Consider the following 13,577-nt stretch of genomic DNA (forward strand, 5'->3'; position numbering starts at 1 on the left):
ATGAGTTAATTTGGAAATCTTAAAGTTGATGTTAAAACTATCTTTCATACCTCTTGCAATGATTTTATTATTGGGATTTGCTCCTGAATCATTTTCTGAAACAGAACTAAAAACTGTTGAAATTTTTGTTCAACCACCTACAGGCTTAACTATGGAAAATGACATAAAAGATGACGAACAAAAGCCACCTCCTCAAAACTCTCCAAATTCTCCAAGTGAATCACCTACTGCATTTATCACCGGAAATGATTATGCGTTAAACAGTAATGCAATATACATTAACACTGATGAAGGTCTATCTCTGAATAATCTCTTAATTGAACAGATTGAAACTGAGAGAAAAAATGTTGAGCATACTGATAGTTTTTGGTCAAGAGCTGATCAATTAATCATGGGAAATTTTGGTGTAATCAATGCATTACAAAATCCTTTCACTGAAAACAATTATCACATTGAAGGCGAAAAATATTCTGAAAATACAAACTCAAATCTTGAATATTTTGTTCAAGAACGAGGATATGATCTTGATAATTTACAAGATATACCTAATCATATGGTAACACCAAAAAAATATGATCTATCTAGAGCTGTAAGTAAGGAAATTAGTAACCCCCTCTCATCTAATTTGGATGTGCAACATGTGCGTGATCTTAGAGATGTATCTCCAAATGCATTTGATTTTACCCCACAACAAGAAATGCAAATGTTTAGAGAATCTGTAAAGAACACATCATTTGATGTTGTTGGAGCATTAATGCCTCGATTAATGGTTGATGAATCTTGGTTTGAACCTGAATCTACCGCTCAAACAAACTCCAATATGAAAAATATTGAAAAACAAAATATTTCTCAGAGTATGGTCGAGTCTCAAAAACAAGAAGAACAGAAAAAACAAGTTGAAGAAGAAAAACTCTTTCAAGAAACTTCTCACATAAAAGATCTAATAGCTAATTCCGGGTATGAACCAAATTATGATCTTCAAGAAAACTCTCAATTCCCAATATTTGAAATCATTACATCATTTGGTATGTTTGTAAGCTCTTTCATTACATGTCAAGTGATAATTCGTCATTATAGAAACTCTCAAAAAACTCATCTACCTTCAATTACAATTGAATCTAAAAATAATTATTTGACAGAGGTTGAATCTTTACTAACCCATGCAACATCTTTGTATCGTCAAAATAACATAAAAGATGCATATGAAAAACTCAGTCAGTCAATAAGATTATTTTATTCTAACAGGCTTGAATTAGAAAAAGAAATCATAACTTCGGATCTTTTGCCTTTAATGAAACGTTTTGACAGTCATGAAAAGTCTCTTGTTGAAGAAAGTCTTCGTTTATCTGATATGATTGAATTTGCAAAACATATTGAAAAAGACAATAAATTTGAACAAATTATCACTGAATTTTCAAAAATTGTAAGAAAAGAAAAAATCTAGATATTTTTGATATAATTTATGAATAAATTACTAATATCTTCTGTTTGTATTCTGCTATTTTCAATATTATTTGTTAATTTTGGATATGCTGATGAAACATCATCTGAACCCGAAATTGCAATTCCTGATTTAGTAATTGATTTCAATAATGACAAAAATTGGCATGGTCTAAAATCTGGTGAAACGCCATATTGGAAAATAGAAGATGGTGTTGGAAAATTTAACATTCAACCAGGAACACTGGAACCTGGAAAGAGACAATTGGAGTCTGCATCAATTGATCTTGAAAATCTTTTAGGTGAACGAATTGGAGAAGATTGGGTTTTGAGGTATAAACTAACTATTGATGAATTTAAAATGGGTAGTGATTCTTCATGGTCTCAATTATTAATTGGATTATTTTCAAAACCTACCTCTGGAACTGCATCTGACATTACGCATGGTGATGCAAAACAATGGGGACTAGGTACTGCATTCATGACAGGCGTAGATATGAAACGTACAATGCTCATGTATGACTTAGGATTTTACTTAGAATGGCATTCACAACCTGAAAAAGGTTCATTTGAAAATGAAAAATCACTTCCTGGCGAGAACAAAACATACTGGGTTGAATATAGGAAAATGAAAAATTTTCTTACAGTAAGTATTTTCGATGATAGTTCATTTGAAAGAGAAACCTTAGTTGAAAAACAACATACTGAAGGATGGGCTAATGTTGATGATCTGAAATATTTTAGATTATTCCCATTAATTGAAACAAATACTTCTGATGGAGTAATTACAGGAACTATTGATGATATTGAGTTTTATAATAACAAACGATATGTAACAAAAAACTTTGACGAAAAAGAACTTGAAGAAATAAAATCATTTGAAGAGAGACTAAATGAATTATTTGACAAACAAAATCAATCAAATATTGATAAAGAAAATAAAAGACTTGAAAAATTAAAAAGAGAATCTATTCCTGAATGGTTAAAATTCCCTGCAGGTTTATGGTCTGATTCTAAATTGTCCAATAAACAATTCTTTCAGATAGTTGAATATTTGATAAAGCAAGATATTCTTGCAATCCCTCTCTCAAATTATGAATTATTTGATGATACTTACAAACCTCAGACAATAACACTTCCTTCTGAACCTGAATGTACTAATTGTGTAGAAACCAAATTGATAAATCTCCGATGGGTTTTGCCTGAAGAACTTGCAAAAAAGGGCTCAAATCCTCAAATATTAATTAAAAATCCTTCTAATGAAGTCACTAGTCTTAGTGCAACTAGTGATGATTCAATATCATACGAGATAACAAATGAATTTGTTCCTGGAATTTATGATGTAGATATAATTTTTGCAAATGAAAAATTTTCTGCACCATCATTTTTGTTGTTAGAAACTGAAATTCCAAAATTACCCTTTTGGATAAAGGATGATGCAAAAAAATGGTCACTTGATAAAAAACCAATTCAAAAATTTAAGGATATTTTAGATTTTTTAATTAAAGAAAAATTCATTGATATTGAACCATCTGAATTCATAGTCCCAGAATCTATTCCGCCATTAACTCAAAAACAAATACTTCTAACCTATTTCCCTACAGATGATGAAAAAAATGCATTCGAACCATTCACTTGGAAATATTTTGAAGATTATTCACGAGGTATTTTTCAGTATAGAGCTCAAGAATCTATGTCCATACAAACTTCTGTAGGAAAAATATTGTATGATATTTCTAGACCATATGATCCAATCTACAACAAGAATCAAGTTCCGTACATTCTGATGGAATTATATCAGTATGAATCAAATGAAAATGCAAAATCATTTGTTGATAAATATCCTCGTGTTTACAATGCATTCTTTGATCAATCTGATATGAGTGGAACATCAGATTCTACAGGAGATTGTATGTACAACAACCAAAAAAACTTTGTTGAATCTAGTATGGATGAAATACACATGGTGATTTGTATCTATGAAGACCTTGCATTATTAATTACGGTTTATGAAGATTATCCAAATGTTAATTCCTCATTAGTGTTTAACATAGCAGATATTATGTTTGAAAAAATTCATAATGGAAATGAATCTCCAAAATTACATAAAATACTGAAACAAAATAGTTTTGAAGTTCAACCTGAATCAAAAACTGAATCTTCTCAAGAGCAAAATAATCCTCCCTCTCAAAATGATTCTGAATTATCTGGTACAAAATTAGGAATTCAAAATTTCACTTGTATAAAAGATGATTTTGGAATGATTGAGATTAATGGTGAGTTTACAAATTCTGAAAAGTTTTTTGAAAAAATAGTTTTCAGTATTATTCTCAAGTCATATGATGGAACAAAATTGGCCCAAGGCGATTCTGAAATTTTAGATATTGAACCATTTGAAATACGAAAATTTGATGGATATGTAGAATTGAATGAGCCATTCTACGAATGTAGTGCGGTCATAAATTGGGACAAATCTAAGTAGTTTGTTCTAACTTTGTACTAATTCGAAAACCAAAACATATGCCTCTTTTTAATAACTGATTTTTTGACAAATTTCATGCAAATACGAAAGTATGTAATACTAGGTTTATTCGCAGCAATACTCCTATACGTTCCAAGTTCAGGTTATGCAAACGCAGAATCTGTTCCAAACTGGGTTAAGACTAACGCAGGTTGGTGGGCAAGTGGAGATATTGATCAACAATCGTTTATTCAAGGAATTGAATATCTGGTGAACCAAGGAATAATCTCGGTCCCTGTCCAAAAAGTTTCTGGTGAAAAATCTGAAACTGTACCTGACTGGATTAAAAATACCGCAGGATGGTGGGCAGAAGATGCAATCTCTGATGCTGAATTTGTTAGAGCAGTAGAGTTTCTAGTTGCTGAGAATATTATTTCTGTACAAGTTGATGCATTAAATGAAATTAAGATGCCAACCTCCATCGGAAAAACAATAACTCTTGCAAAGTCTCCTGAAGGAACAAACTTTGAAGAAAGAGAAATGGACTATTACGATGAAGACAAGTACAAGTTTGCAAAAAAACATGGTGATGGAATGGCATATCCTGGTGTAGTTATTGATGGTGACAGAAGTGCAGTACATGTTACTTATGCTGATACCGTTAATGGAGAGACCAATATTTTATTTACATCAACATATGATGGCGGAAACACTTGGACCGACCCAACAATTGTTAATGAACCTGGTAAAGCAAGCCGACCTCACATGGCCGGTGGTGCAATGTTGCAAGTAGGACCAGATGGTGAAATTTATGCACTGTATGGTCACTCTATCAAAAACCAAAAAGTCATGGATGAAGGATTTGGACACGGTTATACCTACACAATCCTTGCACGTTCTGATGACGGTGGAAAAACATGGCCAATGCACACATTGATTGGTGATCCTAATACTCACTATCATGATGCTGCAAATGGAATGATGCATTCAAAAACATTTGAAAGCTTTTCTATTCGTGATGATGGACGTGTTTACGTTGCATGGCTAGACTCTAGAGGTCAACAAAATGGTGGGTATACAACCGGACAAGTACGTATGCAATATTCTGACACTAATGGAGAATCATTTTCAAAATCTGTTATAGTCAAAAACAAAGTTTGTCCATGTTGTGCAACTGATATTTGTTCAAAAACTACAGGTGAAACATTTGTTCAATATAGAAATATAGTTGGAAATTACGGTGAGCCAAATTATCGTGATATTGTTGTCTCAAAATCTGATGACCACGGCGCAGTTTGGAATCCACCAGAACTTGTAGGTGATGACGGATATGAGACCAATGGATGTGCTCATACAGTTTCCTCAATGGCTCTTGATAGCAATGGCTACTTGCATGCCGCATGGTATACAGGCGGTCGTTCTAATGCAGAAGGACCTGGTCTTTATTATGCAGTAAGCAAAGATGATGCTGAAACATGGTCTTATCCACTAAAAGTCTGGGGTGAAACATTCTTCCCTCCTGCACATATCAAAATTACTGTAGGCACAGATGATGTACCAAGAATGGCATGGTCTGATAGAACAGTTGATGGTGGTGCAGTCTACACCGCAGCAGTTAATCCAAATAATGGAAAACTCACTGAAGCACAAAAAGTTGGTGTTGGTGACAATGCTTGGATAAGTTCTGTAGGGGGTGTTACCGCAATGACTTGGAATAGTTCAAGCGTTTGGGTAGATGAAGACAAACTCGACGAAGATGGTGTTTTCGAAGACTGGAAGGATGGTCAATATTCTGGTGGAAACGTCAAGGATAAACAGACTAAAGGTGAAATCTTTGTTAAAATCTGGGATGACCGATTATAGGAAAATCCTATTTCTCACTTTTTCTATTCTCTTATTCACGTCTAGCGTAAGCGTCGCTTATGCTCAAGATGAACCAAAAACATATCCAAATTATCGTGCATATGATTATGATGGAAATACTGTAAGACTTACTGACTTTGAAGGGCAAGTTGTATTGCTAAATGTTTGGGCAACTTGGTGTATCGAATGTTTAGAAGAGATGCCATATCTTAATGAACTTAACAAAGAATATTCTCCATCCGGCCTTAAGACACTCAGTGTAAGTATTGATACCATATCTCCTGATATTGTAAAAGAATTTGCTGATGACATGGATATGACCACTGAAATTTGGTATGATCCTCGAAATAATGCCACTCGTGAATTTAGAATGATGGGTCCTCCTATCACACTTTTGATCAACGGAAATGGTGAACTGATTCATGAATGGAAAGGTCCAATTTTTGAAGGAACCGATGTTGAAATGCGAATTGAAAGTGCATTAGGGTTAACAGGAATTGAAGAATCACAAGAACAAATACAGAACTTTGAATTATCTCAAATGGATCAACTTAGTATAGGTGTAGCATTTGCCGCAGGTTTGTTGAGTTTCTTATCTCCTTGCGTTTTACCATTAATTCCAGCATATGCTTCATTTATCACAGGAATGAGTTTGAGAGATTTATCTAATGCACAAAGTTCTGGCAAACCTGGAAAGTTTAATCAAGATGAAATTACTGAATCTACAACTGGTCATGAGGAAGTCATAGGCCAATCTGCATCAAAATTCAGAATACAAACAATGGTATTGTCAAAAGGACTTTTGTTTGTTTTAGGATTTTCAATAATTTTTGTCATATTGGGTTCTGCTGTTTCTTATGCAGGAACAATGTTTGACGAAGCAACATTGTGGGTTGAAAGAATTGGCGGAATCGTACTAATTACATTTGGACTTCATTTGATTGGAATTTTAAAGCTTAACAAATTGAATATGCAAAAATCAATGAACTTCCAAAATCGCTCTACAAAAAATATTGGTTCATTATTTGTAGGAATGGCATTTGGTGCAGGATGGACTCCTTGCATTGGTCCGATTCTTGCTGGAATTCTAACGATGGCTGCTACTAGTTCTAGTTGGGGTGCAGGAACATCTCTTCTCATAGCATATTCTGCAGGACTTGCGATTCCATTTATCATATCTGCATTAGCAATTGATCGTTTTATGACATTCTTTAACAAAATAAAACGCTGGATTGGTTGGATTGAACGCGGTAGTGGAATATTGCTCATAGGAATTGGTGGATTACTACTCACCGGCTCATTATCAGTACTTGCATCGTATTTCCCAAATACTGAGATTAACCTTGATTCACTTTTGCATCCAATGTCTACTCTAAAACATTCTAGTTAGAGCAGAAATCATATGAATTTACTGAGTTTAATTCTTTAATTTTTTCTAGTTGTAATCTCTTGATATCATCCACGCCTAGATATTTTCTCATATTTTCATATTCTTGTTTTTCAAACTCGTCATTATTGATTCCTATGTAAAATTCAGCTTTTCCTGTAAGCATTGAATTTTGCATACTTTCTTTTGGTATACCGTAGAAGATGTATGCAATGAATTTACCTTCTTCTAATTTATTCTCAGGTATTGAAAAAACAAATGAATTATCATCTGCAATGTGTACTCCGTCTGACATCGCCATTCTGTAATCTGTTGGAAATGGGCTAACCTGATACACCCACATTATTGCTGGATAACCTTTCTGTATTCCTAAATTGACAGCCTTACCATTTTCAAAGTTTACGTTACCTGAAATCAAAACGTTCTCCGATTCGTCTAATTGATTATATTCGTGAATAACTTTGCCAAGTGTAATGGTTTCATTACATGCAAAAAGATGTTTTAGTGATTCTGGAATTTCACGCTCTTCTGCTAGACTTGAATTTGATAATGCCGGAACTATTCCTAATGATACAATCAAAGCAAATAACATTGATCTGTAAAAATTAGATTTTATGTTCATGTAATAACGCCACTTATAGAAGATATAAGCCTCCATACACCATCACTAGTGTCAAATCAACATTCTTAATTTCAAACTTTGGATAGAGCACTTAAATTAATTAACAAACACTAAACGGTATGCCTAATTTTCAAGTTAGCGTTGTAATTGAAAATAAACCTGGAATAAGTGATCCTGAAGGTGACACTATACTAAATGATCTTGTTTTAAAAGATAAGAATACCAACATCACACAAATTCGTTCAGGAACTATTCTCAAATTTTCCATTACAGAATCCAATGAACAAAACGCAAAAGATTCTATTATCAAAATTTGCGATGAATTGAGAATTTATAATCCATTGGTAAGTAAGGTCACAGCTACTGTAGATGAAATCTAATCTTTGCTGATACTCTTTATTGTACCATCAACTAAAATTTGGTCTCTCAGATAACTTGCTAGATCGGTTTGGGTAATTACTCCTACTAGATTTTCATTGTCTAGAATTAACAATCGACGAATATTGTTATTTAACATTTTTTGAATTGCATCTTCTATTGTAGTGGTGGGTCCTACTGACCGAAACTTGTATGACATAATTTCTGAAATCTTAATCTCACTTGCTTTTTTGTCCTCTGCTGCAACTTTACGAACAAAGTCGCTTTCGCTTAGTACTCCCTGAGGTTTTCCTTCATTCATTATGACTAGGAAACTAATGTCTTTTTCAGCAATTATTTTTGCTGCATCTTGCGCAGTCTTATCATTCTCAATTGTTATAACATTCTTCTCCATAATGTCTCGAATTTGTCCCATAACTGAAATGTAGAATACTCGAAATAAAAACATGTCATCACGAAATCAAATTTATACCACGAATTCAATCATAAATTGTGAAAGTCGGGGTTATTGTTTTTCCTGGCAGTAATTGTGATCGTGACATGCATCACGTGTTAACTGATGTCTTTAACCTAAATGCTGAATTTTATTGGCATGAAAAAAATCTTCCATCTGATATTGATGCAGTTGTCCTTCCGGGAGGTTTTTCCTATGGTGATAGATTGCGCGCAGGAGTAATAGCTGCACATAGCCCTATAATTTCTGATGTAAAAAAATTATCTGAAAAAGGAATCCCTATTTTAGGTGTCTGTAATGGATTTCAAATCTTGGTGGAATCAGGATTACTCCCTGGAGTTTTACTAAAAAATGAATCTTTGAACTTTATGTGTGAATGGACAAACCTCATTGTAAATAATAACAAAACTCCTTTCACAAACAAATTAGAATTAAATCAAAAAATTCCAATTCCGATTGCTAATGGAGAAGGAAGATATTTTGTTGATGATGAAACATTAAGTCAATTAAAAAAGAATAACCAAATTGTTTTTTCATATGAAAATAAGGTCAATGGCTCTGTTTCTCAAATTGCAGGTGTCTGTAATTCTGATGGAAATGTAGTGGGAATGATGCCACATCCAGAACGTGCTGCTGAAAAAGCAATTAATCAAATTGATCACAAACCTTCGTCATTGATTTTTGAATCTCTAGTAGAAACGGTAGGTATGAAAAATTGAGTTTTCAAGAACATGAGAAATTACACATTGAAAAAAATGTAAAACGAGAGTTAACTTCTACTGAACTACAAATACTTGCTGCAGAATGGTCTGAACACTGTTCTTACAAATCTTCAAAAATGCATTTGAGAATGTTACCTACTACTGGCTCAAATGTAATTGTTGAAAAAGGATATGATTCCGGTGTTTTAGATGTTGGTGATGGGTATGTTGTAACTGTACATATTGAAAGTCATAATCATCCATCGGCAGTTGAACCGTTTGGTGGTGCTGCAACAGGTGTAGGCGGTGTAATTCGTGATATCTTATCTGCTGGAACAAGACCTATTGCATTGTTTGATGGATTAAGGTTTGGTGATATAGAAAATGATGCACATGCACGATGGTTATTCAAAAATGCAGTATCAGGAATTGCCGATTATGGAAATTGCCTTGGCATTCCAACAATTGGTGGTGAAGTGGAATTTGATACATGTTATACAAATTATGCATTAGTTGATGTGGCAGCAGTCGGATTTGGGAAAAAATCAAAATTAATTAAAAATCACGCAAACATTAATGATTTGGTTTTACTAATTGGTGGTTCAACTGGTCGTGATGGTGTAGGCGGTTCACAATTTGCATCTGACGCATTAGAAGGAGAAGATCGTTCAGCTGTACAAATACCTGATCCATTTATTGAAAAATTAATCATCGAAGCAATTTTAGAATGCCGTGATGAAAATTGTATTAATGCAATGAAAGACTTAGGTGGCGGTGGTCTTTCTTGTGCAATTTCTGAAACTGCGGAAAGTTTAGGAATCGGTATTGAACTCGACGTAAAAAATGTTCATTTACGTGAGTCTGACTTGTCCCCTGATGAAATAATGATTTCTGAATCTCAAGAAAGAATGCTTGTAATATCTTCTTCAGACAACCTCTCAAAAATTGAAAAAATTTGTGATAAATTTAGAATTCAATGTTCTGTAATTGGTAAAGTTAAGGAGGATAAAATGATGCATGTCAAAAACGGTAATGATACCTTGGCATTACTTCCTGCAGATTTTGTCGCACGTGGTCCTTTAATTGACCGGCCAAAATCAAAACCAGAATATCTTTCACAACTTCCATCTTCCCCTCCATCTGAAAATCAATTACCATTATCTGAGACTTTACTCAAACTACTTTCTGCTCCAAATATTGCGAGTAAACATTGGGTTTTTCGTCAATATGATCATGAAGTTGGAATTCGAACCGTCATAAAACCTGGTTTTGATAGTTCTGTCTTACGTCTAGACAATGGAAAATCATTATCTGTAAAAATTGACGGTAATCCAAAGCATTGTTACATTGATCCCCGACAAGGTGCAATTGGATGCTTTGAAGAAGCATGTAGAAATGTTGTTTGTACCGGTGCAACTCCGATGGGCATGGTTGATCATTTACAATTTGGCAATCCTGAAGATCCTGAAATATTTTGGACATTTATGGAATCTATAGAGGGAATTACTGATTTTGCAAAATTTCTTAATGTTCCATGTGTAGGTGGTAAAGTTAGTTTCTATAATGAAACCTCTAACGGTCCAATAAAACCAACTCCACTGATTGGTGTGCTTGGATTGATTGAAAATTCACCTCTTGTACCAACCACCCCTTCAAATAATGATGTAATTTTGTTGGTGGGTGAAACAAAGGATGAGCTTGGCGGCTCTGAATATTATGAATATATACATAATTTCATTGGAGGCATTGCACCAAAAGTAGATTTTTCAGAATCACAAAAAAATATGAAATCTGTACTATCTTTGATTTCAAAAAATCTGGTAAAATGTGCACATGATTGTTCTAAAGGAGGTCTTGCCATTGCAATTTCTGAATTATGTGTATTTGGAAAACTTGGATGTGATGTTAATTTGACATCCTCTCTTTCTTCAGAAAAAATGTTATTCTCTGAAAGTCATTCTCGTTATCTGTTGGTAGTTGATAAAAATAATCTTGATGAAATAAAATCTCTCTTATCCGAACATGATTGTATATTCTCTGAACTTGGAATCTTTTCTGGCGATCAAATAAGCTTCAAATCAAACTCTGAAGCAATTCTGGAACTAAGAGTTGATAAAGCAGAAAATAATTATCTAAACTCATTGGGGAAAATAATTCAAAATGGTTAAAGAAAACTGTGGTGTAGTTGGGATTTACAGTGAAGGCGATGTCAATGTTATTCCAATGGTAATTGATGCATTACGTGCATTACAACATCGTGGTCAAGAAGCTTGGGGATTGGCAATTCCAAACAAAGCTCCATTAAAACGATTAGGACTTGTTTCTGCATCTTCTGGCGAATTCAAAAAAATATCCGAAGAATATGCTTCTCACTCTGCAATTGGACATGTTAGGTATTCCACTGTTGGAAAAAGTGATCTTGAAAGTGCGCAACCACTTAAAGTAAAAGATCTTTGTGTTGCACATAATGGAACCATTTCTAATGTTGAAGAACTTTCAAATCTTGTTGGTGGATGTACCTTTACTCCACAAAATGCTAGTGATACCCTTGTAGCAGCACAAAGATTGGTATCATTAATCACTGAAAATGGAAAACTTGGAAATGCGTTATCTATTTTAAAAAATGAAATGGTTGGTTCATTCTGTTTCACATTTCTTTCTGATGATGATGCCGTATTTGCAGCAAGAGATCCTAAAGGATTCCGTCCTATGGTTTTAGGTCATAAGGAACAGGGCAATGTACACATTGTTACTTCTGAATCATCTGCAATTTCTGCAATTGGTGCAAAACTAGTACGTGATGTTGTTCCGGGCGAACTAATTAAAATTAGTAAAGAAGGTGGCTTTGAAACTGAAATGTTTTCTGATGATACAAATCGTGCGCATTGTTCGTTTGAATTCACATATTTTGCTCAACCTTCTAGTAAGATGGAGGGAACAAACATCTATCTTGCAAGAAAACGCATTGGTCAATTCCTTGCAAAAAAGTATCCTATACATGACGCTGATGTTGTAATTCCTGTACCTGATTCTGCAAGACCTGCTGCATTAGGATTTGCTCAAGAACTTGGAATACAATTTGACGAAGGATTGTTGAAGGATCGTTATAGTAAGAAAGGTCCGTTAAGAAGTTTCATTGAACCCCATCAAAGTGACAGAATAGAAATTAATAGATGGATTATACCAATTCGCGAAGTTATTGAAGACAAACACATCATAGTCATTGATGATAGCCTAGTTAGAGGAACTAGTTCTAAAGCAATCATCAAAGCATTACGTCGTTCAGGAGCTAGAAAAATCAGCATGATGGTCACATATCCTCCAATAAAATTCCCATGTTATGCTGGAATTGATTTTCCATCGCAAGAAGAACTTGCAACATTCGATGGTGGTAAAGATCTGAGTGAAAAAGAAATGATTGAAAAAGTTCGTAATGACATTGGTGCAGACTTTTTGGGTTACAATGATGCAGAAAATCTTGCAAACGCTGTTGGCATTCCAAAAGATTCCATGTGTTTCACATGTGCGACTGGAAACTACGCTCCTCTAGGAATTACCCCAAATTTTAATAAGATGAAACAGATGAAAAGTGTCTGATGGAAACTGCATACGTTCTAGTCCAATGTAAAATTGCACATGAAATGGAAGTGCTAAAGGCATTGTTAGAAATTGATTTAGTTAAAGAAGCAAAAGGCACATTTGGTTATTATGATATTTTTACAAAAATTCAAGGTGAAAGCTCTTCTGAAATTGAAGACATAATCACAAAAAAAATACGTAATATTGAAAATGTTACAGCCACTACTACATTATCTATTATCCCCGAACAGGATTTTGAGAAATGAGTAAAGAAACACGTTCTATTGATAAGAAAGGATTTTCAAACAAATTTTTTGAAGAATTAGACAAAGAACATGATAATGCAAAGGAATTTGCAAAACGTCAAAAAGAATTAAAAGAAAAAAAGAAAAAACAAAGCTGATTTTGGCTCTTTTATACTAATTTTACAAGTAGTTTACAACCAGATTGGGATGATGTTCCTTCTGCAAGTAGGCTCAATCACCCCAATCTTGGTTTTTGAGGTTAAATACTATTTTTGCAATAATATGCCATGAAATTACGATGTACTACTTGTGCAAATTTTTGCTGTGATGCAAAAAAATGTAATTGCACTTGTCACAAAAAATCATTCAGTCGAACAAATTCATACCTCTCAAATGTAATGGATGTATTAACAAAACAAAAACTCAAGAACGTAAAAAGCATTGATC

At 33.9% G+C, this 13,577-nt stretch carries 12 protein-coding genes; 10 read left to right on the top strand and 2 right to left on the bottom strand.

The genetic code is table 11. From position 1 onward, the window contains the following. Window positions 1-28 precede the first annotated feature (28 nt). The 4 genes from T478_RS03340 (at window position 29) to T478_RS07905 (ending at window position 7,154) form a co-directional block, all read left to right on the top strand. Complete coding sequence (locus tag T478_RS03340; RefSeq protein ID WP_048105225.1) at window positions 29-1,444, top strand: hypothetical protein; 1,416 nt, start codon at window positions 29-31, stop codon at window positions 1,442-1,444. Between the two features lie 18 nt (window positions 1,445-1,462). Continuing rightward, on the top strand, window positions 1,463-3,922 hold the full coding sequence (locus T478_RS03345; protein WP_048105227.1) for a hypothetical protein: 2,460 nt from the start codon (window positions 1,463-1,465) through the stop codon (window positions 3,920-3,922). A gap of 75 nt (window positions 3,923-3,997) precedes the next feature. After that, complete coding sequence (locus T478_RS07365) at window positions 3,998-5,764, top strand: sialidase family protein (RefSeq protein ID WP_052433872.1); 1,767 nt, start codon at window positions 3,998-4,000, stop codon at window positions 5,762-5,764. Next, complete coding sequence (locus T478_RS07905; protein ID WP_160271567.1) at window positions 5,736-7,154, top strand: redoxin domain-containing protein; 1,419 nt, start codon at window positions 5,736-5,738, stop codon at window positions 7,152-7,154. Before T478_RS07365 ends, T478_RS07905 begins: the two co-directional genes overlap by 29 nt. On the opposite strand, the gene T478_RS03360 is transcribed toward T478_RS07905, so the two are convergent. Further along, window positions 7,147-7,773 carry a hypothetical protein gene (locus tag T478_RS03360; RefSeq protein WP_048105229.1) on the bottom strand — a complete coding sequence of 209 codons (627 nt, stop codon included), beginning with the start codon at window positions 7,771-7,773 and terminating at the stop codon, window positions 7,147-7,149. The genes T478_RS07905 and T478_RS03360 overlap by 8 nt on opposite strands. Before the next feature lie 119 nt (window positions 7,774-7,892). On the opposite strand from T478_RS03360, the gene T478_RS03365 reads away from it, so the two are divergent. After that, window positions 7,893-8,153 carry a phosphoribosylformylglycinamidine synthase subunit PurS gene (locus T478_RS03365; protein ID WP_048105231.1) on the top strand — a complete coding sequence of 87 codons (261 nt, stop codon included), beginning with the start codon at window positions 7,893-7,895 and terminating at the stop codon, window positions 8,151-8,153. On the opposite strand, the gene T478_RS03370 is transcribed toward T478_RS03365, so the two are convergent. Beyond that, window positions 8,150-8,566: a CBS domain-containing protein gene (locus T478_RS03370; protein ID WP_048105239.1), complete on the bottom strand. Its 417-nt coding sequence runs from the start codon at window positions 8,564-8,566 to the stop codon at window positions 8,150-8,152. The two genes, T478_RS03365 and T478_RS03370, sit on opposite strands and share 4 nt — an antisense overlap. A 77-nt stretch (window positions 8,567-8,643) precedes the next feature. Here T478_RS03370 and purQ point away from each other — a divergent pair, with 77 nt between their 5' ends. The 5 genes from purQ to T478_RS07630 are packed head-to-tail and all read left to right on the top strand — an operon-like array spanning window position 8,644 to window position 13,288. Further along, the gene (purQ, locus tag T478_RS03375; RefSeq protein WP_048105241.1) at window positions 8,644-9,324 is read left to right on the top strand and encodes a phosphoribosylformylglycinamidine synthase subunit PurQ; all 681 of its coding nucleotides are present in this window, start codon (window positions 8,644-8,646) and stop codon (window positions 9,322-9,324) included. Next, window positions 9,321-11,474 carry a phosphoribosylformylglycinamidine synthase subunit PurL gene (gene purL / locus T478_RS03380; RefSeq protein WP_048105243.1) on the top strand — a complete coding sequence of 718 codons (2,154 nt, stop codon included), beginning with the start codon at window positions 9,321-9,323 and terminating at the stop codon, window positions 11,472-11,474. Before purQ ends, purL begins: the two co-directional genes overlap by 4 nt. Further along, window positions 11,467-12,903 carry an amidophosphoribosyltransferase gene (locus T478_RS03385; RefSeq protein ID WP_048105246.1) on the top strand — a complete coding sequence of 479 codons (1,437 nt, stop codon included), beginning with the start codon at window positions 11,467-11,469 and terminating at the stop codon, window positions 12,901-12,903. The genes purL and T478_RS03385 overlap by 8 nt, the downstream gene beginning before the upstream one ends. After that, window positions 12,903-13,151 (top strand): Lrp/AsnC ligand binding domain-containing protein, encoded by a 249-nt coding sequence (locus tag T478_RS03390; protein WP_048105248.1) that lies wholly within the window; start codon window positions 12,903-12,905, stop codon window positions 13,149-13,151. The genes T478_RS03385 and T478_RS03390 overlap by 1 nt, the downstream gene beginning before the upstream one ends. Next, complete coding sequence (locus tag T478_RS07630; protein ID WP_160271568.1) at window positions 13,148-13,288, top strand: hypothetical protein; 141 nt, start codon at window positions 13,148-13,150, stop codon at window positions 13,286-13,288. Before T478_RS03390 ends, T478_RS07630 begins: the two co-directional genes overlap by 4 nt. Window positions 13,289-13,577 lie beyond the last annotated feature (289 nt).

The sequence above is a fragment of the Candidatus Nitrosopelagicus brevis genome (assembly GCF_000812185.1).
Taxonomy (GTDB): domain Archaea; phylum Thermoproteota; class Nitrososphaeria; order Nitrososphaerales; family Nitrosopumilaceae; genus Nitrosopelagicus; species Nitrosopelagicus brevis.

What these genes read in the sequence shown, in the direction of transcription:
- T478_RS03340 (WP_048105225.1), top strand. Translation starts at nt 29, where the DNA reads ATGTTAAAACTATCTTTCATACCTCTTGCAATGATTTTATTATTGGGA.
- T478_RS03345 (WP_048105227.1), top strand. Translation starts at nt 1,463, where the DNA reads ATGAATAAATTACTAATATCTTCTGTTTGTATTCTGCTATTTTCAATA.
- T478_RS07365 (WP_052433872.1), top strand. Translation starts at nt 3,998, where the DNA reads ATGCAAATACGAAAGTATGTAATACTAGGTTTATTCGCAGCAATACTC.
- T478_RS03360 (WP_048105229.1), bottom strand. Translation starts at nt 7,773, where the DNA reads ATGAACATAAAATCTAATTTTTACAGATCAATGTTATTTGCTTTGATT.
- T478_RS03365 (WP_048105231.1), top strand. Translation starts at nt 7,893, where the DNA reads ATGCCTAATTTTCAAGTTAGCGTTGTAATTGAAAATAAACCTGGAATA.
- T478_RS03370 (WP_048105239.1), bottom strand. Translation starts at nt 8,566, where the DNA reads ATGGGACAAATTCGAGACATTATGGAGAAGAATGTTATAACAATTGAG.
- T478_RS03385 (WP_048105246.1), top strand. Translation starts at nt 11,467, where the DNA reads ATGGTTAAAGAAAACTGTGGTGTAGTTGGGATTTACAGTGAAGGCGAT.
- T478_RS03390 (WP_048105248.1), top strand. Translation starts at nt 12,903, where the DNA reads ATGGAAACTGCATACGTTCTAGTCCAATGTAAAATTGCACATGAAATG.
- T478_RS07630 (WP_160271568.1), top strand. Translation starts at nt 13,148, where the DNA reads ATGAGTAAAGAAACACGTTCTATTGATAAGAAAGGATTTTCAAACAAA.